Here is a 22,801-nt window from a genome sequence, read left to right on the forward strand (position 1 = left end):
ATGGTAATAGTGAAACACTGTTGCAAAACTCTGGTAGACCGTCATGCCCGAACCTGCCGCCGAACCGGCGCTAAGCGGATTGCGCCTCAATCTGCGCATTGTTTCTGTTGTTATTTTCAACTTCGCCAGCTATCTGACCATTGGCCTGCCGCTGGCGGTTCTGCCGGGCTACGTCCATGAGGTGATGGGGTTCAGCGCCTTCTGGGCGGGGCTGGTGATTAGCCTGCAATATTTCGCCACGCTGATGAGCCGTCCGCATGCCGGGCGTTATGCCGATCTGTTTGGGCCAAAAAGCATTGTTGTGGTGGGGCTGTGCGGCTGCTTTTTAAGCGGGCTGAGCTATTTTCTGGCGGCCACCACCAGCCATCTGCCGCTGGTGAGCCTGGTGCTGCTCTGCCTGGGGCGCGTCATTTTAGGCATCGGGCAAAGCCTGGCGGGCACCGGCTCGACGCTGTGGGGCGTTGGCGTGGTCGGCGCACCGCATATCGGGCGCGTTATCTCCTGGAACGGGATTGTGACCTATGGCGCGATGGCGATCGGCGCGCCGCTGGGCGTGGTGTGCTACGCCTGGGGCGGGCTGTATGGTCTGGCGATAACCATCATGGCGGTGGCGCTGCTGGCGATTGTGCTCGCGCTGCCGCGCCCGAAGGTCAAGGCCAGCAAAGGCAAGCCGCTGCCGTTTCGCGCGGTGCTGGGGCGCGTGTGGCCGTACGGGATGGCGCTTGCGCTGGCCTCGGCGGGATTCGGGGTCATCGCCACCTTTATCACCCTGTTCTACGATGCTAAAGGCTGGGACGGCGCGGCCTTTGCGCTCACCCTGTTCAGCTGTGCGTTTGTGGGCACACGCTTACTCTTCCCGAACGGCATTAACCGCCTGGGCGGGCTGAACGTGGCGATGATCTGCTTTGCGGTGGAGTTTATCGGGCTGCTGTTGACCGGGTTCGCCAGCGCACCGTGGGTGGCGAAAATGGGCGTTTTCCTCGCGGGCGCGGGCTTCTCGCTGGTCTTCCCGGCGCTGGGCGTGGTGGCGGTGAAAGCGGTGCCGCAGCAAAACCAGGGGGCAGCGCTGGCAACCTACACGGTGTTTATGGATATGTCTCTTGGCATTACCGGGCCGCTGGCCGGGCTGGTGATGGCGTGGGCGGGGGTGCCGGTGATCTATCTGGCGGCAGCGGGGCTGGTGGCTGTCGCGCTGCTGCTGACGTGGCGGCTAAAAAAATGGCCCCCGATGCAGGCACCGGAGGCCACGTCCTCTTCGTGAAACTTACTGGATCACGAGGGTATTGATGATGTTTTCTGCGGCGGTCTGCGCTTTCTGCTGGTCGTCCGCTGGCAGGGTTATCTGGATGGTCAGCAGTTTGTTATCCACCTTGCCGAGCACCACAGACGAGTAGGCGGTCTGGCCTTTCGCCGAGATGATGCTGTCCAGCTGCTGCAGCGTGTGGCCTTTCAGGTCGATAGACTTGTTGGTCACAACCTGGAGCTGCGGGTCGCGGCTGCGCTGCTGGTCTTCCAGACGTTTAGACAGCACGGCCAGATCTTCGCTGGTGTCGTCGCCCACAATCACAATCACGGCTTTCTGCCCGGTGGCATCGGAATAGACGTGCATGTTGTTCGCCTGGGTACCCAGCTTGCCGCTCTGATCGGTCATATCCGCGGGCAGAGAGAAACTGAGTTTGCCGTCCAGCAGGCTCACCGGCTGACCGGTGGCGTTGCTTTCTGCGGACGCGCCCTGAGCAGGCGTTTTCGTGTCGCTGTTATCACAGGCTGCAAGACCCACAACCAGCAGGCCAATCCCGACATATTTAACCAGATTGCGCATTGACTTCTTCCTTTCGATAAACGGCCATAGCGGCTCATTCGTCCATCTTATCACAACTGATAAAGCGAACCCTTAACCTGCCTGCAATGCGGAGATTTCAGATTTATCTGCCAGCCTTTTCAACAGCATATTCAACAGCACGCCGTACATCGGCAGGAAGAACACAATGCTGATCAGCACTTTGAAGCAGTAGTCCACCAGGGCGATCTCCATCCAGTGCGCGGCCATGAACGCGTCCGGGCTGCGCCAGAAGGCGATGAAGAAGAAGGCCAGCGTGTCGCTAACGTTGCCGAACAGCGTCGACGCGGTAGGGGCCATCCACCAGCGGTGGTTCTGACGCAAGCGGTTAAAGACGTGCACGTCGAGGATCTGCCCCAGGGCGTAGGCCATAAAGCTGGCGGCGGCGATACGCGCGACAAACAGGTTGAAGTGCGTCAGCGCCTCAACGCCCTGCCAGCTTCCCATGTAAAACAGGGAGGAGATAACGTACGAAATGAACAACGCCGGAAGCATAACCGCGAAAATAATGCGGCGTGCCAGCGGTGCGCCAAAGATCCGCACGGTTAAATCGGTGGCGAGGAAAATAAACGGAAAGCTGAACGCGCCCCAGGTGGTATGGAAACCAAAAATGGAGATAGGGAGCTGCACCAGATAGTTGCTGGAGGTGATCACCACCAGATGAAAAAGCGAAAGCCAGAACAACGCTTTTACGCGCTGCGATTGAGAAAACTGCGTCATATTGTGACCTTTTTGAACGTTGGGGTGAGGGAACCCAATAAAAACCGCCGCATCATACTGCTTTGACAGGACTTTGCAATGGCTAATTTTCACGCAATCGTTAACCTGTTTGCAATGCGGGCAGCGGGGCGTAAACTACAGCCGTTTTTTTAGCCTTGAGAAGATTATGACCGACCTGTTCGCCAGCCCAGACCATACCCTTGATGCCCAGGGCCTCCGCTGCCCGGAACCTGTCATGATGGTGCGCAAAACCGTACGCAACATGCAGACCGGCGAAACGCTGCTGATCATCGCCGATGACCCGGCCACCACCCGCGATATCCCCGGTTTTTGTACCTTCATGGAGCACGAACTGGTGGCGCAGGAAACCCAGGCCCTGCCATATCGGTATCTGCTTCGTAAGGGATAACCCCCCGGCCCTCTCGCACAGTGAGAGGGCGAGCACTATTTTAAACCGTCGTTTCATTATTTCGCACTTTTGTGAAGTGCTTCACCTCCGCCTTTCCAGCCGTAGTCTAATTTTTAAGCGTCTAAAAATAAAACACCGTTTTAACGCTTACCTCGCTACCCTGGAGCTGACTCGATGAAAACGACCCTCAAGCCGTTACTGGCCGCGCTGTGTCTGTCTGTTATTGCCTGCCCGGTTTCTGCGCAAACCATCAAAGCCGCAGACGTTCACCCCGAAGGCTACCCGAACGTGGTCGCTGTGCAACACATGGGCGAAAAGCTCAAACAACAAACCAACGGCGAGCTGGAGATTAAGGTCTTCCCCGGCGGCGTGCTCGGTGATGAAAAGCAGATGATTGAGCAGGCGCAAATGGGGGCGATCGATATGATCCGCGTCTCTATGGCTCCCGTTGCGGCCATCCTGCCGGACATCGAAGTTTTTACGCTGCCCTACATCTTTCGCGATGAAGATCATATGCACAAGGTGATCGACGGGGAGATTGGCAAGCAAATCGGCGACAAGCTCACTGCCAACCCCAAATCCCGACTGGTGTTCCTCGGCTGGATGGACTCCGGCACCCGCAACCTGATCACCAAAGAGCCCATCGTCAAACCTGAAGATCTGAACGGCAAAAAAATCCGCGTACAGGGCAGCCCTGTGGCGCTGGCGACCCTGAAAGATATGGGGGCCAACGCGGTGGCCATGGGCGTGAGCGAGGTCTACAGCGGTATGCAGACCGGCGTCATCGACGGCGCGGAAAACAACCCGCCGACCTTTATCGCCCATAACTACATGCCGATTGCGAAGAACTACACCCTGAGCGGGCACTTTATCACCCCGGAAATGGTGCTCTACTCGAAGGTGAAATGGGACAAGCTCAATGCCGACCAGCAGCAAAAAATCCTGACCCTGGCCCGTGAGGCGCAGTTCGAGCAGCGCAAGCTCTGGAACGCCTATAACCAGCAGGCGCTGGACAAAATGAAGGCGGGCGGCGTGGCGTTTCACGACATCGACAAAACGGTGTTTATCAAAGCCACAGAGCCGGTGCGCGCCCAGTATGGCGACAAGCATCAGGATCTGATGAAAGCCATCGCTGACGTCCAGTAACCCGGAGCGCGTATGTCCGAACTCTACCTGAAGTGGATGGACCGTCTGTACCTGCTCGCCATGACCGTGGCGGGTATCTCGCTGCTGGTGATGACGATCGTGATCCCGATTGGCATCTTCTCGCGCTACGTGCTCAACCGCGGCGAATCCTGGCCGGAGCCGATAGCCATTATCTGCATGGTGACCTTCACCTTTATCGGCGCGGCGGTAGGGTACCGCGCCGGATCGCATATCGCGGTGAATATGCTGACCGACCGGCTGCCCGCGGCACTGCAAAGGCTGTGCGCGCGGGTGGTGGACCTGCTGATGCTGCTGATTTCTGGGCTCATGTGCTGGTACAGCTACTGGCTGTGCGTCGAGCTTTGGGAGCAGCCCGTCGCGGAATTCCCGCTCCTGACCTCCGGCGAAAGCTATCTGCCGCTGCCGGTCGGCTCGGCCATTCTGATCCTGTTTGTCGTTGAACGCCTGCTGTTTGGCTCGCAGGAACACCGTCCCGTCGTGCTGATCGGCAACCACAGTTAAGGGGTGAACCATGGATGCATTCGTATTGTTATTCACCCTCGCCATTTTGCTGGCGCTGGGGATGCCGGTGGCGTTTGCCGTCGGGCTTAGCGCCGTGGCGGGCGCGCTGTGGATTGATCTGCCGCTGGAAGCGCTGATGATCCAAATCACCAGCGGGGTGAACAAGTTTACCCTGCTGGCGATCCCGTTCTTTATCCTCGCCGGGGCGATCATGGCGGAAGGGGGCATCGCCCGGCGGCTGGTCAACTTTGCCTACGTGTTTGTCGGCTTCATCCGCGGCGGGCTGTCGCTGGTGAATATCGTGGCCTCGACGTTCTTCGGCGCCATTTCCGGTTCGTCGGTAGCGGATACGGCCTCCATCGGCAGCGTGATGATCCCGGAGATGGAGAAGAAAGGCTATCCGCGGGAGTACGCGGCGGCCGTCACCGCCAGCGGCTCGGTGCAGGCGATTTTGATCCCGCCCAGCCATAACTCGGTGATTTACTCCCTGGCGGCGGGCGGCACGGTCTCCATTGCCACGCTGTTTATCGCGGGCGTGCTGCCGGGGCTGCTGCTGGGCGTCAGCCTGATGGTGCTGTGCTTATGCTTTGCCCGCAAGCGTGGTTATCCGAAGGGGGACAAAATCCCGTTTATGCAGGCGCTGAAGATCATGCTGGATGCCCTGTGGGGGCTGATGACGGTGGTCATTATTCTCGGCGGGATATTGTCCGGGATATTTACCGCTACGGAATCCGCCGCCGTCGCCTGTCTGTGGGCGTTTTTCGTCACCATGTTTATCTACCGCGACTACAAGTGGAACGAACTGCCGAAGCTGATGTGCCGCACGGTGAAAACGGTCACTATCGTCATGATTTTGATTGGCTTTGCCGCGGCGTTTGGCGCGGTGATGACCTACATGCAGCTGCCGACGCGCATCACCGAGTTTTTCACCTCGCTCTCTGACAACAAGTACGTGATCCTGATGTACCTCAACGTCATGCTGCTGCTGATTGGCACATTGATGGACATGGCGCCGATTATCCTGATCCTGACGCCGGTGCTGCTGCCGGTGACCAATTCGCTGGGGATCGACCCGGTGCATTTCGGGATGATCATGATGGTGAACCTCGGGATCGGGCTGATTACCCCGCCGGTCGGGTCGGTGCTGTTTGTGGCGAGCGCGGTAAGCAAGCAGCGTATCGAAACCGTGGTGAAGGCGATGCTGCCGTTTTACGGCATGCTGCTGGTGGTGCTGGGGATGGTAACGTACATCCCGGCAATTTCACTGTGGCTGCCGGGGGTATTAGGGATGCAGTGACGCCGCTCTTCTCCCTTTCACCGTGGGAGAGGGTTGGGGTGGGGCATCAGGCCGCACCCTAACCCAATCCATGACCGGGTAGCGGCGAAGCCTTACCCGGCCAACGGTTCGATAACGATTTTATTGTCGACGTAATAACCGCAGCGCGTTCGCCGTCACCAGCACCGTCGCCCCGGTATCCGCCAGCACCGCCAGCCACAGCCCGGTGATGCCGAGCAGCGTGGTCACCAGGAATATCCCCTTCAGCCCCAGCGCAATGCCGATGTTCTGGCGAATATTGGATCGCGTTGCCCGCGCGAGATCAATCATCTGCGCCAGCCCGGTCAGGCGGTTGTGGGTCAGCGCCGCGTCGGCGGTCTCCAGCGCCACGTCGGTGCCGCTGCCCATGGCGATCCCGATGGTTGAGGCTTTCATTGCCGGAGCATCGTTAATTCCGTCGCCGACCATCGCCAGCGGGGCGTGCGCGTTTAATTCCGTCACGGCACGCACCTTATCCGCAGGCAGTAACCCGGCTTTAAATTCGAGGCCCAGCTCACCGGCAATCGCCGCTGCCGCGCGCGGGTTATCGCCGGTCAGGATCACACCCTGCACGCCCAGCGTATGCAGGGCTGCAACCGCCTCTTTCGCATCGTCGCGCAGGGTATCGCGCAGGGCAAGCATGCCTTTCACCACGCCCTCCAGCACCACGACGACAACCGTCTGCCCGGCCTGTTCCAGCGTCTGGATCTGCGGGCTTAACCCGGTCACCGGGGATTTATCCGCCGCGACGATAAGCACTTTTTTGCCCTCAACCTCGGCCTCAATACCCGAGCCTGCCAGCGCGCGCTGCGCGGTTGCCGGCGGAACCGTCAGCCCGCGAGACTGCGCTTCGCGCACGATTGCCTGCGCCAGCGGGTGGGTGGAGCCTTGCTCGACGGCGGCGGCCAGCGTCAGGAGAGCGTTTTCACTCATATCCTGCGGGTACAGGCCGGTAACCTGTGGCTTCCCGACGGTCAGCGTGCCGGTCTTATCAAAAGCGATGTGTTGCACCTGGCTCAGCTGCTCCAGCGCCGCGCCGCCCTTAATCAGCGCCCCGCGACGGGCCGCCGCTGCCAGCCCCGAGGTGATCGCCGCCGGGGTGGAGATCACCAGCGCGCACGGGCAGCCTATCAGCAGCAGCGTCAGGCCTTTATAAATCCAGCCCTCCCACGGCGCGCCAAAGAACAGCGGCGGCACGACAGTGACCAGCAGGGCCACCAGCATGATGGCAGGGGTGTAAATCCGGCTAAAACGGTCGATAAAGCGTTCGACCGGCGCACGGCGCTCTTCGGCCTCTTCAATCAGCTTAAGAATGCGGTCGATGGCGCTGTCGCCCGGTTCAGAGAGCACGTTCAACTGCACCAGACGATCGACGCTGGTGGCACCGGCAGGCACTTTCTCACCCGCTTCGCGCTCAACCGGAATGGACTCGCCGGTTAGCGCGCTTTCGTCAAAGCTTGCGGTGGCGGTAAGCAGCGCGGCATCGGCAGGTAAACGCCCGCCCGCCGCCACTTCAATCACGTCGCCCGGACGCAGGGTAGCGATCGCCACCGTTTCACGACTGCCGTTTACCACGCGAATGGCGGTTTCGGGTTTGAGCGCCATCAGCGCGCTGACCCCTTTGCGTGCCCGGCTCGCGGCCCATCCTTCAAGGCGCTCGCCGATTAAGAACAGCAGTAGCACCATCGCCGCTTCCGCCGTCGCGCCGATGAACAGCGCGCCAATCGCCGCCACGCTCATCAACGTTTCGATGGCGAACCAGCTGCCGCTTTTCATCAGGCGCAGCGCCTGACGGGCTATCGGGAACAGCCCAACGAGCGTGGTGGCGATAAAGGCCAGGTTGCCAAACGGATGGTTGATCTGCTCCAGACCCCAGCTCACCGCCATCATGATGACGAGCGTTAACAGCGGCAGGTTTTCCTGCAGGAGAGAGGTTTTTTCGACCGGGGCAGATTCGCTGCGCAGGGAATAGCCAGCCTGGCTGACGGCGGTTTCAACCTGTTTGCTGACGTCGCGGTCGGCGCTGACCAGCAGCTTTTCGGTGGTGAACAGCACCTGAACGTGGCTGACGCCCGGCACCTGTTTAACCGCGTTTTCTACCTTGCGCGCGCAGGCGGCGCAGTCCATGCCGTTAACGACCCAGCTGTAGCGGCTGCCGGTGTCAGGAAGCGCGTCGTTTTGCGCCTCACACCCGGACTCGCAGCAGCAGTCGTCCTTCGGCGGTACCGGGCTGAGCTTAAGTGCAGAGAATTGTGGAACTTTTTTTGACGATTCAGGAGCAGACATAGCAGCCTCCGGCGAATGATAATTTTCTCATTAACCGGAGTATGCACTCTGGAGTCGACTCCAGAGTCAAGCGTTATTTAGATGTACAGCGACCGCACAATCAGGAAGTGCCCGGCAAAGTAACAGGCGGCAGCAATCGCGTTATCCGCGCGGAAACGGCGGCGATAGTGGCTACCCAGCCAGACGATATTCCCGAGCAGCAGCAGGGCTGCGCCGAAGAAGGCGGACATGGCCTGCGACGTCGGACGGAAGAACCACAGCTCGCCCGCCAGCCACACCATCACCAGCGTCATGGCAATAAAGGTGCAGACCGGCAAACGCATCTCTTCCAGGCGCGTCCAGATCACGGCGATCAGCAGCGCGCCAATTGCCAGTAGCACCAGCGGCAGCGGCCAGAAGAAGGAGAGCGTCATCTGGCTGGCAAAATAAATGGTGTAGAGCAGATGCGACAGGAAGAACGCCCCCACGGCATACAGCAGGCGCTGGCGCGGCAGCAGGGTTAAGGCATCGCCAATCAACGACGCGCACAGCCCGGCGAGCACCAGATAGCTGATGGCGTTAAACATAGGCGCTTGCCAGGCCAACAGCAGCAGGAGCAGCAGCGTGACGGGTTTAAACAACCAGCGCTGCCAGGCGGGGCCACGGTACGACGCATCGACAAAGAGCCATGCGGACAAACAGACGGCGATAAATGACCAAAGCATATTAACTCCCTGTATCTGTTAAGGCTGAATTCTCAGTTTCTGATTCAGTGTAGTGACGCGCAGAGGCGTTTGGCAATGCCGGGAAAGGCAAGGTATCCTGAATTCCGCATTATCTGATGGAGTATTAGTGTGAGTAAGATGCCGCTGTTTTTGATTATTGTGGTCGCCATTATCGTCGTTGCCGCCTCGTTTCGCTTCGTGCAGCAGCGCCGCGAAAAGGCCGATAACGATGCCGCGCCGCTGCTGCAAAAACGCGTGGTGGTGAGCAATAAACGCGAAAAAGCGATCAACGACCGGCGTTCACGCCAGCAGCAGGTCACGCCTGCCGGAACCCCTATGCGCTATGAGGCGAGCTTCAGGCCGGAAAGCGGCGGGCTGGAGGTGACGTTCCGCCTGGAAGCGCAGCAGTATCATCAGCTGACCGTGGGCGAGAAAGGGGTGTTGAGCTACAAAGGATCGCGGTTTGAAGGGTTTGAACCGGAGCTGTAATTTTTCCCTCACCCCGGCCCTCTCCCAAGGGGAGAGGGAGTCGAGAGGGTTGGGGTGAGGGCATCAGGCCGCACCTTATTTCTTCGCCTGCGCCTTAAACGTCTTCATCCACACCAGCAGTTCAAACACGCCAAAGATAAACACGCGCAGCTGCTGCCAGCCGGTCATCTGCGGGCCATCTTTCGGCAGGCCGTTTTTCAGCATCACCATCTGCAGGGCGTGCATGAAGGCGGTGAAGATCAGCGCGACGTTAACAAAGATATTCATTGGCCGCGGGAAAGGGTGCACCAGGTTGAGGATCAAAAACGCCCAGACGCCCAGCATCAGTAAGCGCCCCAGATTAATCAGTACCGGCATCGGATTCTCCTTGTGCCTGACGATGATACAGACGGTAAGCGACCTGACCGGCCACTTTTTCGCGGTGCAGATCCCAGTGAACCGGCACCGGAGGCAAACCGTTTTCCACTTCGCTCTCGACGTAAATCAGCGCGTCATCCGCCAGCCAGCCGTTTTGTTCCAGCAGGGATAACGTCTCTTCCAGCAGCCCTTTGCGGAACGGCGGATCAACGAAGACCACGTTATACGGCGTGCCCTGTTGCGCGAGGAAGCTTAGGGTATTGGTGTTTACCACCTTCGCATTCTTTGCTTTTAGCGTAGCCAGATTTTGCTGCAGCGTCTGCGCCACGTTGCGCTCCATCTCCAGCAGAGTGGCGCTGGCGGCATAACGCGACAGCGCTTCCAGCCCTAACGCCCCGCTTCCGGCGAAGCAATCCAGGCAGTGGGCGTCTACCATTGACGGGGCAAGCCAGTTAAACAACGTCTCGCGCACGCGGTCCGTCGTGGGGCGTAAACCGGGGCTGTCCGGCACCGGTAATTTCCGGCCTCGCCACTGGCCGCCGATAATGCGAATTTGACCGGCCGGGGCGCGGTTGGGTTTCTTCATTTCAGGAAAGCTCTGTTAACAATTCGCCTGCGATTGCGGGCGGTGATGTCAATTAAGTAAAGTGTTAGACTATTTCATCATTTTTTTAGCTTCCATGTATATAGCGCCGCGAGGAGTGTAGTCGCAGATGGCAAAACAAAAAAAACGTGGCTTCTTTTCCTGGCTGGGCTTCGGTGAAAAAGAGCAAGAGAAAGAACAGAAAACCGAAGAACAACAGCAGGTTGAGGAGCCGTCACAGCCTGAAACGCCTGTAGAAACCGCCGCGGTCATTGAAGCGGAGCAGCCTGCACACAGCAAAGAAGAGATTGAATCCTTTGCTGAAGAGGTCGTCGACGTCACTGAGCAGGTTCAGGAGAGTGAAAAGCCGGAACCGGTGGTGATTGAACAGGTTGCAGACGTTGTAGAGGTTGCAGAGGTTGTCGAAACGCCGCCGGCGGCCATTGAACACGAAGCGCTACCGTTGCCGGAAGAGGTGAAAGCCGAAGAGATTTCACCGGAAGAGTGGCAGGCCGAGGCGGAAACCGTCGACATCATCGACGCGGTGGAAGAAGACGCGGCACTTGAGCCTGAACTCACCGACGAAGAGCTGGAAGCCCAGGCGCTGGCGGCGCAGGCCGCAGAAGAAGCGGTTATCGTCGTGCCAGTGGAAGAGCAAGCGCAGGCCGAAGAGGCGATCGTTCAGGAGCAGGAAAAACCGACCAAAGAAGGTTTCTTCGCACGCCTGAAGCGCAGCCTGCTTAAAACCAAAGAGAACTTAGGTTCCGGATTTATCAGTCTGTTCCGCGGCAAAAAGATCGACGATGGTCTGTTTGAAGAGCTGGAAGAACAGCTGCTGATCGCCGACGTCGGCGTGGAAACCACCCGTAAAATCATCACCAACCTGACAGAGGGCGCGAGCCGCAAACAGCTGCGCGATGCCGAAGCGCTGTACGGTCTGCTGAAAGATGAGATGGGTGAAATCCTCGCAAAAGTTGACGAACCGCTTAATATTGAAGGCAAAACGCCATTTGTTATTCTGATGGTGGGTGTGAACGGTGTGGGTAAAACCACCACCATCGGCAAGCTGGCGCGTCAGTTCGAGCAGCAGGGCAAATCGGTGATGCTGGCGGCGGGTGATACCTTCCGTGCGGCAGCGGTGGAGCAGCTGCAGGTCTGGGGCCAGCGCAACGACATTCCGGTGATTGCCCAGCACACCGGCGCGGACTCTGCATCCGTTATCTTTGACGCCATTCAGGCGGCGAAGGCGCGTAACGTGGATGTCCTGATTGCCGATACCGCCGGACGTTTGCAGAACAAATCGCACCTGATGGAAGAGCTGAAGAAAATCGTTCGCGTCATGAAGAAGCTGGACGAAGATGCGCCGCATGAAATTATGCTGACTATCGACGCCAGCACCGGGCAGAACGCCGTCAGCCAGGCGAAGCTGTTCCATGAAGCGGTAGGGCTGACGGGCATCACGCTGACCAAACTGGACGGTACCGCCAAGGGCGGCGTGATCTTCTCCGTGGCCGACCAGTTCGGCATTCCTATCCGTTACATCGGTGTGGGCGAGCGTATTGAGGATTTGCGTCCGTTTAAGGCGGACGACTTTATTGAGGCATTATTTGCCCGAGAGGACTAACAATGATTCGCTTTGAACACGTCAGCAAGGCCTATCTCGGTGGGAGACAAGCGCTGCAGGGGGTGACATTTCACCTGCAGCCGGGCGAGATGGCATTCCTGACCGGCCATTCCGGCGCGGGGAAAAGTACCCTGCTCAAGCTTATCTGTGGGATCGAACGGCCCAGCGCCGGGAAAATCTTTTTCAGCGGCCACGACATCAGCCGCCTGAAAAACCGTGAGGTGCCGTTCCTGCGGCGTCAGATCGGCATGATTTTCCAGGATCACCACCTGCTGATGGATCGCACCGTGTTTGACAACGTCGCTATCCCGCTGATTATTGCCGGTGCCAGCTATGACGATATCCGCCGCCGCGTCTCTGCGGCGCTGGATAAGGTCGGGCTGCTGGACAAAGCGAAGAACTTCCCGATCCAGCTTTCCGGCGGTGAACAGCAGCGCGTGGGCATTGCCCGTGCGGTGGTGAACAAACCGGCGGTGCTGCTGGCGGATGAACCGACCGGGAACCTGGACGATGCCCTGTCCGAAGGGATTTTACGTCTGTTCGAAGAGTTTAACCGCGTGGGGGTAACGGTACTGATGGCGACGCACGATATCGGGCTGATCTCCCGCCGTTCGTACCGCATGCTGACCCTGAGCGACGGGCATTTGCACGGAGGCCACGGTGAATAAGCGTGATGCAATGAACCAGATTCGGCAGTTCGGGAACCGGTTTGACCGCTTCCGCAAGCCGCAGGGCGGTGGGGACGGTAATCGTCATGCGCCAAAGCGTGCAAAAGCCGCGCCGAAGCCGAACTCCCGCAAGACCAACGTCTTTAACGAGCAGGTGCGTTACGCTTTCCACGGCGCAGTGCAGGACCTGAAAAGCAAACCGCTGGCGACGTTCCTGACGGTGATGGTGATTGCCATCTCCCTGACGCTGCCGAGCGTTTGCTACATGGTCTATAAAAACGTTAATCAGGCGGCGTCACAGTATTATCCGTCGCCGCAGATCACCGTCTATCTGGACAAAGCGCTCGACGATAACGCGGCGGCGCAGGTGGTCGGGCAGATCCAGGCCGAACCGGGCGTGGAGAAGGTCAACTATCTGTCGCGCGACGAGGCGCTGGGCGAGTTCCGTAACTGGTCCGGGTTTGGCGGCGCGCTGGATATGCTGGAAGAGAACCCGCTGCCCGCCGTGGCGGTGGTGATCCCGAAGCTCGATTTCCAGGGGACCGATTCGCTCAACACGTTGCGCGACCGCATCACCCGTATCAACGGCATTGATGAAGTGCGCATGGACGACAGCTGGTTTGCGCGTCTGGCCGCGCTGACCGGGCTTGTGGGGCGCGTCTCGGCGATGATCGGCGTGCTGATGGTAGCGGCGGTATTCCTCGTCATTGGTAACAGCGTGCGTCTGAGCATCTTCGCCCGCCGCGACACCATCAACGTGCAGAAACTGATTGGTGCGACGGATGGGTTCATCCTGCGTCCGTTCCTTTACGGCGGCGCGTTGCTCGGTTTTTCCGGCGCATTTCTTTCACTGATATTGTCAGAAATTTTGGTGATGCGGCTCTCGTCCGCCGTTACTGACGTGGCGCAGGTTTTCGGCACCAGGTTTGATATCAGTGGCTTAGGGTTCGACGAGTGCCTGTTATTGTTGCTGGTCTGCTCAATGATCGGCTGGATTGCCGCATGGCTGGCAACGGTGCAACATTTACGTCACTTTACTCCCGACTAATAAAAGCGTGATATAATCTTTCCCTGCACTGAGATGTTCGCTCTGCAGGGAAAGCGTCCCTGTTTGCGCTTCCCCGCTTTATCATTTTCATGTCACATTTTGTGCGTAATTTATTCACTGTTGCACTGGGAACTTGTGGATAAAATCACTGTCTGATAAAAGAGTGAATGCTATTCTCGTTGCTCAAATGCTTTGGCATGGTTGTTGCCTGATGGGGATAACCTGAGCCAGAAGAAATTGAATTGAGAGGAATGAATGACCAAAGAAATGCAAACTTTAGCTTTAGCCCCTGTTGGTAACCTGGAGTCTTACATCCGGGCTGCGAACACCTGGCCGATGTTGACGGCTGAGGAAGAAAAGGAGCTTGCTGAAAAGCTGCATTACCAGGGCGATCTGGAAGCAGCTAAGACGCTGATCCTGTCTCACCTGCGCTTTGTTGTTCACGTTGCTCGTAATTATGCGGGCTACGGCCTGCCGCAGGCGGATCTGATTCAGGAAGGTAACATCGGCCTGATGAAGGCTGTACGTCGCTTTAACCCGGAAGTGGGTGTGCGACTGGTCTCCTTCGCCGTGCACTGGATCAAAGCTGAAATTCACGAATACGTTCTGCGTAACTGGCGTATTGTGAAAGTCGCCACGACGAAAGCGCAACGCAAACTGTTCTTCAACCTGCGTAAAACCAAGCAGCGTCTGGGCTGGTTCAATCAGGATGAAGTGGAAATGGTGGCGCGCGAACTGGGCGTATCCAGCAAAGACGTCCGCGAGATGGAATCCCGTATGGCCGCGCAGGACATGACCTTTGACATGTCTTCCGACGATGACGCCTCTGACAGCCAGCCGATGGCACCGGTTCTGTATCTGCAGGATAAGACCTCTAACTTTGCTGACGGCATCGAAGAGGACAACTGGGAAGATCAGGCCGCGAACAAGCTGAGCTTTGCGATGGAAGGTCTCGACGAGCGTAGCCAGGACATTATCCGCGCCCGCTGGCTGGACGAAGACAACAAGTCCACGCTGCAGGAACTGGCCGACCGCTACGGCGTGTCCGCTGAACGTGTACGTCAGCTTGAAAAGAACGCCATGAAAAAACTTCGCGCCGCTATCGAAGCGTAATTTCTGCGAAGTCCCCGTTTAGCCGAAATAGTTCAGGCTGCAGGAAGGCGGCAAATGAGTGAATCCCGATGAGCTTACATGAGTAAGTGATTCGGGTGAACGAGAGCAGCCAACGTACCTGCGGCTTGAAATATGAAGGATAAAAGCCCCTGGATGTGAATCCGGGGGGTCTGTTTTTTTAACGCCTGCTCTGGCGAAATTTTACCCCCTGGCAAACACTTACTGATGCGCTACACATGCGATCTTCGGGGGGATAAGGTGAACAATAAAGAACTGAATGACCGGCGCTTGCAGGCCACGCCGCGCGGCATTGGGGTGATGTGTAACTTCTATGCCGATAAAGCCGAAAACGCCACGGTGTGGGACGTCGAAGGCAATGAGTACATTGATTTCGCCGCCGGGATCGCGGTGCTGAATACCGGCCATCGCCATCCTGCCGTTATCGCCGCTATCGAAAAACAACTCCACGCCTTCACCCATACCGCCTACCAGATTGTCCCGTACGAAGGCTATGTCGCTCTGGCTGAGCGCATCAACGCCCGCGTGCCGATAGACGGCCCGGCCAAAACCGCTTTCTTCTCTACCGGAGCGGAAGCGGTGGAGAACGCCGTTAAAATCGCGCGCGCCTGGACCCGTCGCCCCGGCCTGATTACCTTTGGCGGTGCTTTTCATGGCCGCACCTTTATGACCATGGCGCTGACCGGCAAAGTCGCCCCCTACAAACTCGGCTTCGGCCCGTTCCCCGGCTCGGTCTATCACGCGCAGTTTCCCGATCACCTTCGCGGCGTGAGTTCCCAGGAGGCGATCAAAAGCGTTGAACGCCTCTTTAAAGCGGATATCGCCCCTGACCAGGTGGCCGCCATTATCCTTGAACCTGTGCAGGGGGAGGGCGGATTCAACGTTGCCCCCGCGGATTTTATGCAGGCTCTGCGCACCCTGTGCGACACCCACGGCATTCTGCTGATTGCCGATGAGGTGCAAACCGGCTTTGCGCGTACCGGCAAACTGTTCTCAATGGAAAACCACTGCGTGAAGCCGGACCTGATCACCATGGCGAAAAGCCTGGCGGGCGGCATGCCGCTCTCGGCGGTCTCTGGCCGCGCAGAGGTGATGGACGCACCCGCGCCAGGCGGCCTGGGCGGCACCTATGCGGGTAACCCGCTGGCGATTGCGGCGGCGCATGCGGTGCTGGACGTGATTGACGAAGAAGATCTCTGCACGCGGGCAGCGCACCTGGGACATCATCTGGTTGAAGTGCTGAATAAAGCGAAAGACGGGTGTCCGTACATCGCCGATATCCGCGCGCAAGGATCGATGGTGGCGGTGGAATTTATCGATCCGCAGACCGGGCAGCCGTCGCCGGAATTCACCCGCGAGGTACAGGATCGCGCCCTGCAGGAGGGGCTGCTGCTCCTGAACTGCGGCGTGTACGGCAACGTGATTCGTTTCCTCTATCCGCTGACCATCCCGGAAGCGCAGTTCCGTAAAGCGCTGGATATTATTTCCGCCTCGCTGACACGATAAAGCCAAAAGCCCGGCGCAACAGGCTGCCGGGCTTAGCACAGTGACATGTCAAATTAGCTATTCCAAAATCATAAAAATGCGGTATGTTTTAGCAGAGTATGCTGAAAAAGCGCGGTCAGTACGCCTATAAACGAAATAAAGCGCTACACAACAACATCACAATAATCGTAATAACCATAATAATGGGGATTCTCAGGATGAACATGAAGGGTAAAGCATTACTGGCAGGATGTATGGCGTTGGCATTCAGCGCCATGGCGCAGGCCGATATTAAAGTCGCGGTAGTCGGCGCGATGTCCGGCCCGGTAGCCCAGTACGGCGACCAGGAATTTACGGGCGCAGAGCAGGCGGTTGCAGACATTAATGCTAAGGGCGGTATCAAGGGCGAAAAACTGCAGATCGTAAAATATGATGACGCCTGTGACCCGAAACAAGCGGTTGCGGTGGCGAACAAAGTGGTAAACGACGGCATCAAATATGTTATCGGCCACCTGTGTTCTTCTTCTACTCAGCCAGCGTCTGATATCTATGAAGACGAAGGCATTCTGATGATTACCCCGGCGGCGACGGCACCAGAGCTGACCGCGCGCGGCTATAAGCTGATCCTGCGCACCACCGGCCTGGATTCCGATCAGGGCCCAACGGCGGCAAAATACATCGTTGATAAAGTGAAGCCAAAGCGCATCGCGATTGTGCATGACAAACAGCAGTACGGTGAAGGTCTGGCGCGTTCCGTACAGGATAACCTGAAGAAAGCGAATGCTGACGTGGTGTTCTTCGACGGCATCACCGCCGGTGAAAAAGATTTCTCCACGCTGGTGGCGCGCCTGAAGAAAGAGAATATCGACTTTGTGTACTACGGTGGCTATCACCCGGAAATGGGCCAGATCCTGCGCCAGGCGCGCGCGGCGGGTCTGAAAACCCAGTTTATGGGGCCGGAAGGCGTGGCGAACGTGTCACTGTCTAACATTGCCGGTGACTCTGCCGAAGGCTTGCTGGTCACCAAACCGAAGAACTACGACCAGGTGCCTGCCAACAAACCGATTGTGGATGCGATCAAGGCGAAGAAACAGGACCCAAGCGGTGCGTTCGTCTGGACCACCTACGCGGCGCTGCAGTCTCTGCAGGCGGGCCTGAACCAGTCAGCCGACCCGGCGGAGATTGCCACCTGGCTGAAAGCCAACTCCGTGGAAACCGTGATGGGACCGCTGTCCTGGGATGAGAAGGGCGACCTGAAAGGCTTTGAGTTCGGCGTATTTGACTGGCATGCCAACGGTACGGCGACCGACGCTAAATAATACGGGTGCGGATTGATGCCCTCACCCTAACCCTCTCCCACAGGGAGAGGGGATAGTTCGGTGTTTTTCCTCCCCTTTGGGAGAGGGGATAGTTCGGTGTTTTTCCTCCCCTTTGGGAGAGGGGATAGTTCGGTGTTTTTCCTCCCCTTTGGGAGAGGGGATAATTCGGTGTTCTCCCTCTCCCCGTGGGAGAGGGCCGGGGTGAGGGCACCAGCCCGCACAAATTTAACGCTTCTCCCACCCGTTCGTCTGCGCCGTAAACCCTAACGCCTGCATAAATGCCGCCATTACGCCGCGGTCTTCCACGCCCACGTCGGCCATCCACCATGCGTCTACGCTCGGGTTATCGCGCATCACCTCTTCAATCAAATATTGCCCCACGCCGCGACGGCGGGTGACGTCACGCACGCGTAAAGAGTCCAGCGCGCCCTGGGTGCCGCTTAGCGTTACGCGTACGGCGGCCAGCAGGCGCTCGTTAAAACGCGCGGCGTAAATACGGTGATTCTCATCAACGTCCAGCGAAGAAGGGGAGTATTCCGGCCAGATTTTGCCCAGGTCGATATGATCCTGGTCGCTAAAGGTCACCAGACGAACGATAGTCAGTTTCATTAGCTGCTTGTCCACATCAAAAAAAGTAAGGGCAGTGTACTCAATTTATCCGCCCCGAGGCTTTCTCTTTTTCCCCGATTAACCAGGTGATTAGTTTTTTGGCTGCGCAATGTCCAGTCTGAAAACGTATGGATCGAAAAATAAGCAGGATTTTAACCTGAAAGGTAGTGATTTATTCGGCGCTTTGTACCGTTATTTTATGCTGCAAACCGCGCTTTTATTTGTTTATCTCTGCCTGATTTCAGAATATTATCTTTGCTTAATCGCCTGAAAAATAGAGATTTTAGTCTGGTTTTTGCTAAAAAACTGCGCTAAACCATTAAAGGCACTGGTAAAAATAGCGTTGTTCATTAAAAGTACAGAATGCTTTTTAACCATAATAAAACAAAATATAAACATCACGTCACGAATGGGGATTCACAGATGAAAAGGAACGCGAAAGCATTAATCGCGGGAATGGTTGCACTGGCAATGTCGCAAAGCGCGATGGCGGAAGATATTAAAGTCGCCGTGGTCGGCGCGATGTCCGGTCCGGTTGCCCAGTGGGGCGATATGGAGTTCAACGGCGCGCGCCAGGCCATTAAAGACATCAACGCCAGTGGCGGCATCAAGGGCGACAAGCTGGTCGGCGTAGAGTATGACGACGCCTGCGATCCCAAACAGGCTGTAGCGGTCGCCAACAAAATTGTGAACGACGGTATTCAGTACGTGATTGGTCACCTGTGCTCATCGTCCACCCAGCCGGCGTCCGACATCTATGAAGATGAAGGCATTTTGATGATTACCCCTGGCGCGACTAACCCGGAGCTGACCCAGCGCGGTTACGCGCACATCATGCGTACTGCGGGTCTGGACTCCTCTCAGGGGCCGACCGCGGCAAAATACATTCTCGACACGGTCAAGCCGCAGCGTATTGCCATCATCCATGACAAGCAGCAGTACGGCGAAGGCCTGGCGCGTTCTGTGCAGGACGGCCTGAAAAAAGGCGGCGCGAATATCGTCTTCTTCGACGGTATCACCGCCGGTGAGAAAGATTTCTCGGCGCTGATTGCCCGTCTGCAGAAAGAAAATATCGATTTCGTCTATTACGGCGGCTACTACCCGGAAATGGGCCAGATGCTGCGCCAGGCGCGTGCGACCGGCCTGAAAACCCAGTTCATGGGCCCGGAAGGCGTGGGCAATGCCTCGCTGTCTAACATCGCGGGTGACGCGGCGGAAGGCATGCTGGTGACGATGCCAAAACGCTATGACCAGGACCCGGCTAACAAGGCTATCGTCGACGCGCTCAAGGCGCAGAAGAAAGATCCGAGCGGTCCATACGTGTGGATCACCTATGCCGCCGTGCAGTCGCTGGCAACGGCAATGGATCGCACCGGCAGCAAAGCGCCGTTGGATCTGGTTAAAGATTTAAAAGCACACGGGGCAAACACCGTGATTGGGCCGCTGAACTGGGATGAGAAAGGCGATCTGAAGGGATTTGAATTTGGTGTCTTCAAGTGGCACGCCGACGGATCTTCCACGGCAGCCAAATAATAATCCCACCGCCCGCGCAATGCGGGCGGGTTGAGAAAGGTTACGTTATGTCTGAGCAGTTTCTCTATTTCTTACAGCAGATGTTTAACGGCGTCACGCTGGGCAGCACCTACGCCCTGATCGCCATCGGCTACACCATGGTTTACGGCATTATCGGCATGATCAACTTCGCCCATGGCGAGGTCTACATGATCGGCAGCTATGTCTCCTTCATGATTATCGCCGCCCTGATGATGATGGGTATCGACAGCAGCTGGCTGCTGGTCGCCGCCGGGTTTGTCGGTGCGATTGTTATCGCCAGCGCCTACGGCTGGAGCATTGAGCGTGTAGCCTATCGGCCCGTGCGTAGCTCCAAGCGCCTGATTGCGCTGATCTCGGCAATTGGTATGTCTATCTTCCTGCAAAACTACGTCAGCCTGACCGAAGGCTCGCGCGACGTGGCGCTGCCAAGCCTGTTTAACGGGCAGTGGATTGTGGGGGCGAGCGAGAACTTCTCGGCGTCAATCACCACTATGCAGCTGGTTATCTGGGTCGTCACCTTCCTGGCGATGCTTGCTCTGACCGTGTTCATCCGCTACTCCCGCATGGGACGCGCCTGCCGCGCCTGCGCGGAAGACCTCAAGATGGCGAGCCTGCTCGGCATTAACACCGACCGCGTAATCGCCCTGACCTTCGTGATCGGCGCGGCGATGGCGGCGGTGGCAGGTGTCCTGCTCGGCCAGTTCTACGGCGTGATTAACCCCTACATCGGCTTTATGGCCGGGATGAAAGCCTTCACCGCAGCGGTACTGGGCGGCATCGGCAGTATCCCGGGCGCGATGATCGGCGGCCTGATCCTGGGCGTAGCCGAAGCGCTCTCCTCGGCGTACCTGAGTACAGAATATAAAGACGTGGTGTCGTTTGCCCTGCTGATTCTGGTTCTGCTGGTCATGCCTACCGGTATTCTGGGCCGTCCGGAGGTAGAGAAAGTATGAAACCGATGCATTTCGCGATGGCGCTGCTCTCTGCCGCCATGTTCTTCGTGCTGGCGGGCGTCTTTATGGGCGTACAGCTGGAGCTGGATGGCACTAAGCTTGTGGTCGACACCGCGCCAGATATCCGCTGGCAGTGGGTGTTTATCGGCACCGCCGTGGTATTTCTGTTCCAGCTGCTGCGTCCGCTGTTCCAGAAGACGCTGAAAAACGTCTCGGGGCCAAAATTCGTGCTGCCAGCGATTGATGGCTCCACCGTGAAACAGAAGCTGTTCCTCGTGGCGCTGCTGGTGGCCGCCGTGGCGTGGCCGTTCGTGGTATCCCGCGGGACGGTGGATATCGCCACCCTGACCATGATCTACGTGATTTTAGGCCTCGGCCTGAACGTGGTGGTGGGTCTGTCCGGCCTGCTGGTGCTCGGCTACGGCGGCTTCTACGCCATCGGTGCTTACACCTTTGCGCTGCTGAACCACTATTACGGCCTCGGCTTCTGGACCTGTCTGCCGCTGGCAGGGCTGGTTTCTGCCGCTGCGGGCTTCCTGCTTGGCTTCCCGGTCCTGCGCCTGCGCGGCGACTATCTGGCGATTGTGACCTTGGGCTTCGGTGAAATCGTCCGTATCTTGCTGCTCAACAACACCGAAGTGACCGGCGGCCCGAACGGCATTAGCCAGATCCCGAAACCGACCTTCTTCGGCCTGGAGTTCAGCCGCACCGCCCGCGAAGGCGGCTGGGACACCTTCAGCAACTTCTTTGGCATTAAGTACGATCCGTCCGACCGTGTGATTTGGCTCTATCTGGTGGCGCTGCTGCTGGTCGTCATCACCCTGTTTGTGATTAACCGTCTGCTGCGCATGCCGCTGGGCCGTGCGTGGGAAGCGCTGCGCGAAGATGAAATCGCCTGCCGCTCGCTGGGCCTGAACCCGACCCGCATCAAGCTGACCGCGTTCACCATCAGCGCCGCGTTTGCGGGCTTTGCCGGAACGCTGTTTGCCGCGCGCCAGGGCTTCGTCAGCCCGGAATCCTTCACCTTTGCCGAATCTGCCTTCGTACTGGCGATTGTGGTGCTTGGCGGGATGGGCTCGCAGTTCGCCGTTATCCTCGCGGCCATCCTGCTGGTGGTTTCCCGCGAGCTGATGCGCGACTTTAACGAATACAGCATGTTGATGCTGGGTGGTTTGATGGTGCTAATGATGATCTGGCGTCCGCAGGGCCTGCTGCCGATGACCCGTCCGCAGTTAAAGCTTAAAGAGGCGGAAGTGAAAGGAGAGCAGCCATGAGTCAGCCATTATTATCGGTTAACGGCCTGATGATGCGTTTTGGCGGCCTGCTGGCGGTCAACAACGTATCACTGGACCTGCACAAGAAAGAGATTGTTTCCCTGATTGGCCCGAACGGTGCGGGGAAAACCACGGTCTTTAACTGCCTGACGGGCTTCTACAAGCCGACGGGCGGCACCATCATGTTGCGCGACCAGCACCTTGAAGGCCTGCCGGGCCAGCAGATTGCCCGCATGGGCGTGGTGCGTACCTTCCAGCACGTGCGCCTGTTCCGCGAAATGACGGTGATTGAGAACCTGCTGGTGGCGCAACATCAGCAGCTTAAAACCGGCATCTTCTCCGGCCTGCTGAAAACCCCGGCCTTCCGCCGCGCGCAGGAAGAAGCGCTGGACCGCGCCGCCACCTGGCTCGACCGCATCGGCCTGCTGCAGCACGCCAACCGTCAGGCCAGCAACCTGGCCTACGGCGACCAGCGTCGTCTGGAGATTGTGCGCTGCATGGTGACGCAGCCGGAAATCCTGATGCTCGACGAACCGGCGGCGGGCCTCAACCCGAAAGAGACCAAAGAGCTGGACGAGCTGATCGCCGAGCTGCGCGATCGTCACGACACCACCATCCTGCTTATCGAACACGATATGAAGCTGGTGATGGGCATTTCTGACCGTATCTACGTGGTAAACCAGGGCACGCCGCTGGCAAACGGGACGCCGGAAGAGATCCGCAACAACCCGGACGTGATCCGTGCATACCTGGGTGAGGCATAAG

General features: G+C 58.0%; 23 protein-coding genes. 16 read left to right on the forward strand and 7 right to left on the reverse strand.

The features are described 5' to 3' along the window. Window positions 1–43 precede the first annotated feature (43 nt). Window positions 44–1,261, forward strand: a complete 1,218-nt coding sequence (locus ACWKX3_RS15190; protein ID WP_454542047.1) for an MFS transporter — start codon at window positions 44–46, stop codon at window positions 1,259–1,261. Between the two features lie 3 nt (window positions 1,262–1,264). On the opposite strand, the gene ACWKX3_RS15195 is transcribed toward ACWKX3_RS15190, so the two are convergent. Both ACWKX3_RS15195 and ACWKX3_RS15200 read right to left on the reverse strand, forming a co-directional pair. Beyond that, the gene (locus ACWKX3_RS15195; protein WP_006177958.1) at window positions 1,265–1,822 is read right to left on the reverse strand and encodes a DcrB family lipoprotein; all 558 of its coding nucleotides are present in this window, start codon (window positions 1,820–1,822) and stop codon (window positions 1,265–1,267) included. 72 nt (window positions 1,823–1,894) lie between these two features. Continuing rightward, window positions 1,895–2,560 carry a 7-cyano-7-deazaguanine/7-aminomethyl-7-deazaguanine transporter gene (locus ACWKX3_RS15200; protein WP_088209247.1) on the reverse strand — a complete coding sequence of 222 codons (666 nt, stop codon included), beginning with the start codon at window positions 2,558–2,560 and terminating at the stop codon, window positions 1,895–1,897. A gap of 166 nt (window positions 2,561–2,726) precedes the next feature. On the opposite strand from ACWKX3_RS15200, the gene tusA reads away from it, so the two are divergent. The 4 genes from tusA to ACWKX3_RS15220 all read left to right on the forward strand — a co-directional run bounded on the left by tusA (window position 2,727) and on the right by ACWKX3_RS15220 (window position 5,934). Continuing rightward, window positions 2,727–2,969, forward strand: coding sequence for a sulfurtransferase TusA (gene tusA / locus ACWKX3_RS15205; protein WP_042321664.1), 243 nt, complete (start codon window positions 2,727–2,729; stop codon window positions 2,967–2,969). A 174-nt stretch (window positions 2,970–3,143) separates the two neighbouring features. Then, a complete protein-coding gene (locus ACWKX3_RS15210) occupies window positions 3,144–4,115 on the forward strand; it encodes a TRAP transporter substrate-binding protein (protein WP_006177955.1) in 972 nt (323 codons plus the stop codon). A gap of 12 nt (window positions 4,116–4,127) precedes the next feature. Continuing rightward, complete coding sequence (locus ACWKX3_RS15215) at window positions 4,128–4,637, forward strand: TRAP transporter small permease (RefSeq protein ID WP_088209245.1); 510 nt, start codon at window positions 4,128–4,130, stop codon at window positions 4,635–4,637. A 10-nt stretch (window positions 4,638–4,647) separates the two neighbouring features. Beyond that, window positions 4,648–5,934, forward strand: a complete 1,287-nt coding sequence (locus ACWKX3_RS15220) for a TRAP transporter large permease (protein WP_006177953.1) — start codon at window positions 4,648–4,650, stop codon at window positions 5,932–5,934. Between the two features lie 120 nt (window positions 5,935–6,054). On the opposite strand, the gene zntA is transcribed toward ACWKX3_RS15220, so the two are convergent. Together zntA and ACWKX3_RS15230 are read right to left on the reverse strand one after the other, a co-directional pair. Continuing rightward, window positions 6,055–8,238 carry a Zn(II)/Cd(II)/Pb(II) translocating P-type ATPase ZntA gene (gene zntA / locus ACWKX3_RS15225; protein WP_454542048.1) on the reverse strand — a complete coding sequence of 728 codons (2,184 nt, stop codon included), beginning with the start codon at window positions 8,236–8,238 and terminating at the stop codon, window positions 6,055–6,057. Between the two features lie 77 nt (window positions 8,239–8,315). Further along, window positions 8,316–8,942: a lysoplasmalogenase gene (locus ACWKX3_RS15230; protein WP_006177951.1), complete on the reverse strand. Its 627-nt coding sequence runs from the start codon at window positions 8,940–8,942 to the stop codon at window positions 8,316–8,318. Between the two features lie 129 nt (window positions 8,943–9,071). On the opposite strand from ACWKX3_RS15230, the gene ACWKX3_RS15235 reads away from it, so the two are divergent. Next, a complete protein-coding gene (locus tag ACWKX3_RS15235; protein ID WP_042321663.1) occupies window positions 9,072–9,431 on the forward strand; it encodes a DUF2500 domain-containing protein in 360 nt (119 codons plus the stop codon). A gap of 75 nt (window positions 9,432–9,506) precedes the next feature. On the opposite strand, the gene ACWKX3_RS15240 is transcribed toward ACWKX3_RS15235, so the two are convergent. Both ACWKX3_RS15240 and rsmD read right to left on the reverse strand, forming a co-directional pair. Beyond that, window positions 9,507–9,788: a DUF1145 family protein gene (locus ACWKX3_RS15240; protein WP_006177949.1), complete on the reverse strand. Its 282-nt coding sequence runs from the start codon at window positions 9,786–9,788 to the stop codon at window positions 9,507–9,509. After that, the gene (gene rsmD / locus ACWKX3_RS15245; RefSeq protein ID WP_102890060.1) at window positions 9,772–10,374 is read right to left on the reverse strand and encodes a 16S rRNA (guanine(966)-N(2))-methyltransferase; all 603 of its coding nucleotides are present in this window, start codon (window positions 10,372–10,374) and stop codon (window positions 9,772–9,774) included. The genes ACWKX3_RS15240 and rsmD overlap by 17 nt, the downstream gene beginning before the upstream one ends. Before the next feature lie 127 nt (window positions 10,375–10,501). Between rsmD and ftsY the strand changes: the two genes are divergently transcribed. The 6 genes from ftsY (at window position 10,502) to livJ (ending at window position 17,646) form a co-directional block, all read left to right on the forward strand. Beyond that, a complete protein-coding gene (gene ftsY, locus ACWKX3_RS15250; protein WP_454542049.1) occupies window positions 10,502–11,995 on the forward strand; it encodes a signal recognition particle-docking protein FtsY in 1,494 nt (497 codons plus the stop codon). Window positions 11,996–11,997: 2 nt separating this feature from the next. Next, on the forward strand, window positions 11,998–12,663 hold the full coding sequence (ftsE, locus tag ACWKX3_RS15255) for a cell division ATP-binding protein FtsE (protein ID WP_006177946.1): 666 nt from the start codon (window positions 11,998–12,000) through the stop codon (window positions 12,661–12,663). Next, the gene (gene ftsX / locus ACWKX3_RS15260) at window positions 12,656–13,711 is read left to right on the forward strand and encodes a permease-like cell division protein FtsX (protein WP_101738431.1); all 1,056 of its coding nucleotides are present in this window, start codon (window positions 12,656–12,658) and stop codon (window positions 13,709–13,711) included. The genes ftsE and ftsX overlap by 8 nt, the downstream gene beginning before the upstream one ends. Window positions 13,712–13,966: 255 nt before the next feature. Then, the gene (rpoH, locus tag ACWKX3_RS15265; RefSeq protein ID WP_006177943.1) at window positions 13,967–14,824 is read left to right on the forward strand and encodes an RNA polymerase sigma factor RpoH; all 858 of its coding nucleotides are present in this window, start codon (window positions 13,967–13,969) and stop codon (window positions 14,822–14,824) included. 258 nt (window positions 14,825–15,082) lie between these two features. Continuing rightward, the gene (locus ACWKX3_RS15270; RefSeq protein ID WP_454542050.1) at window positions 15,083–16,348 is read left to right on the forward strand and encodes a 4-aminobutyrate--2-oxoglutarate transaminase; all 1,266 of its coding nucleotides are present in this window, start codon (window positions 15,083–15,085) and stop codon (window positions 16,346–16,348) included. 197 nt (window positions 16,349–16,545) lie between these two features. Then, window positions 16,546–17,646 carry a branched chain amino acid ABC transporter substrate-binding protein LivJ gene (livJ, locus tag ACWKX3_RS15275; protein WP_071599740.1) on the forward strand — a complete coding sequence of 367 codons (1,101 nt, stop codon included), beginning with the start codon at window positions 16,546–16,548 and terminating at the stop codon, window positions 17,644–17,646. A gap of 225 nt (window positions 17,647–17,871) precedes the next feature. Here the strand turns inward: livJ and panM are convergent, their stop codons facing one another. Then, complete coding sequence (gene panM / locus ACWKX3_RS15280) at window positions 17,872–18,255, reverse strand: aspartate 1-decarboxylase autocleavage activator PanM (RefSeq protein ID WP_058609763.1); 384 nt, start codon at window positions 18,253–18,255, stop codon at window positions 17,872–17,874. Window positions 18,256–18,678: 423 nt separating this feature from the next. Here panM and livK point away from each other — a divergent pair, with 423 nt between their 5' ends. From livK to livG, 4 genes are read left to right on the forward strand one after another with little or no spacing between them, the layout of a single operon-like run. After that, on the forward strand, window positions 18,679–19,788 hold the full coding sequence (gene livK, locus ACWKX3_RS15285) for a high-affinity branched-chain amino acid ABC transporter substrate-binding protein LivK (RefSeq protein WP_368747825.1): 1,110 nt from the start codon (window positions 18,679–18,681) through the stop codon (window positions 19,786–19,788). Between the two features lie 47 nt (window positions 19,789–19,835). Next, on the forward strand, window positions 19,836–20,762 hold the full coding sequence (gene livH, locus ACWKX3_RS15290; protein ID WP_006177935.1) for a high-affinity branched-chain amino acid ABC transporter permease LivH: 927 nt from the start codon (window positions 19,836–19,838) through the stop codon (window positions 20,760–20,762). Next, the gene (locus tag ACWKX3_RS15295; RefSeq protein WP_006177934.1) at window positions 20,759–22,036 is read left to right on the forward strand and encodes a high-affinity branched-chain amino acid ABC transporter permease LivM; all 1,278 of its coding nucleotides are present in this window, start codon (window positions 20,759–20,761) and stop codon (window positions 22,034–22,036) included. The genes livH and ACWKX3_RS15295 overlap by 4 nt, the downstream gene beginning before the upstream one ends. Beyond that, the gene (livG, locus tag ACWKX3_RS15300) at window positions 22,033–22,800 is read left to right on the forward strand and encodes a high-affinity branched-chain amino acid ABC transporter ATP-binding protein LivG (protein WP_006177933.1); all 768 of its coding nucleotides are present in this window, start codon (window positions 22,033–22,035) and stop codon (window positions 22,798–22,800) included. The genes ACWKX3_RS15295 and livG overlap by 4 nt, the downstream gene beginning before the upstream one ends. Window position 22,801: the final 1 nt, after the last annotated feature.

Source organism: Enterobacter sp. UPMP2052 (assembly GCF_053709675.1).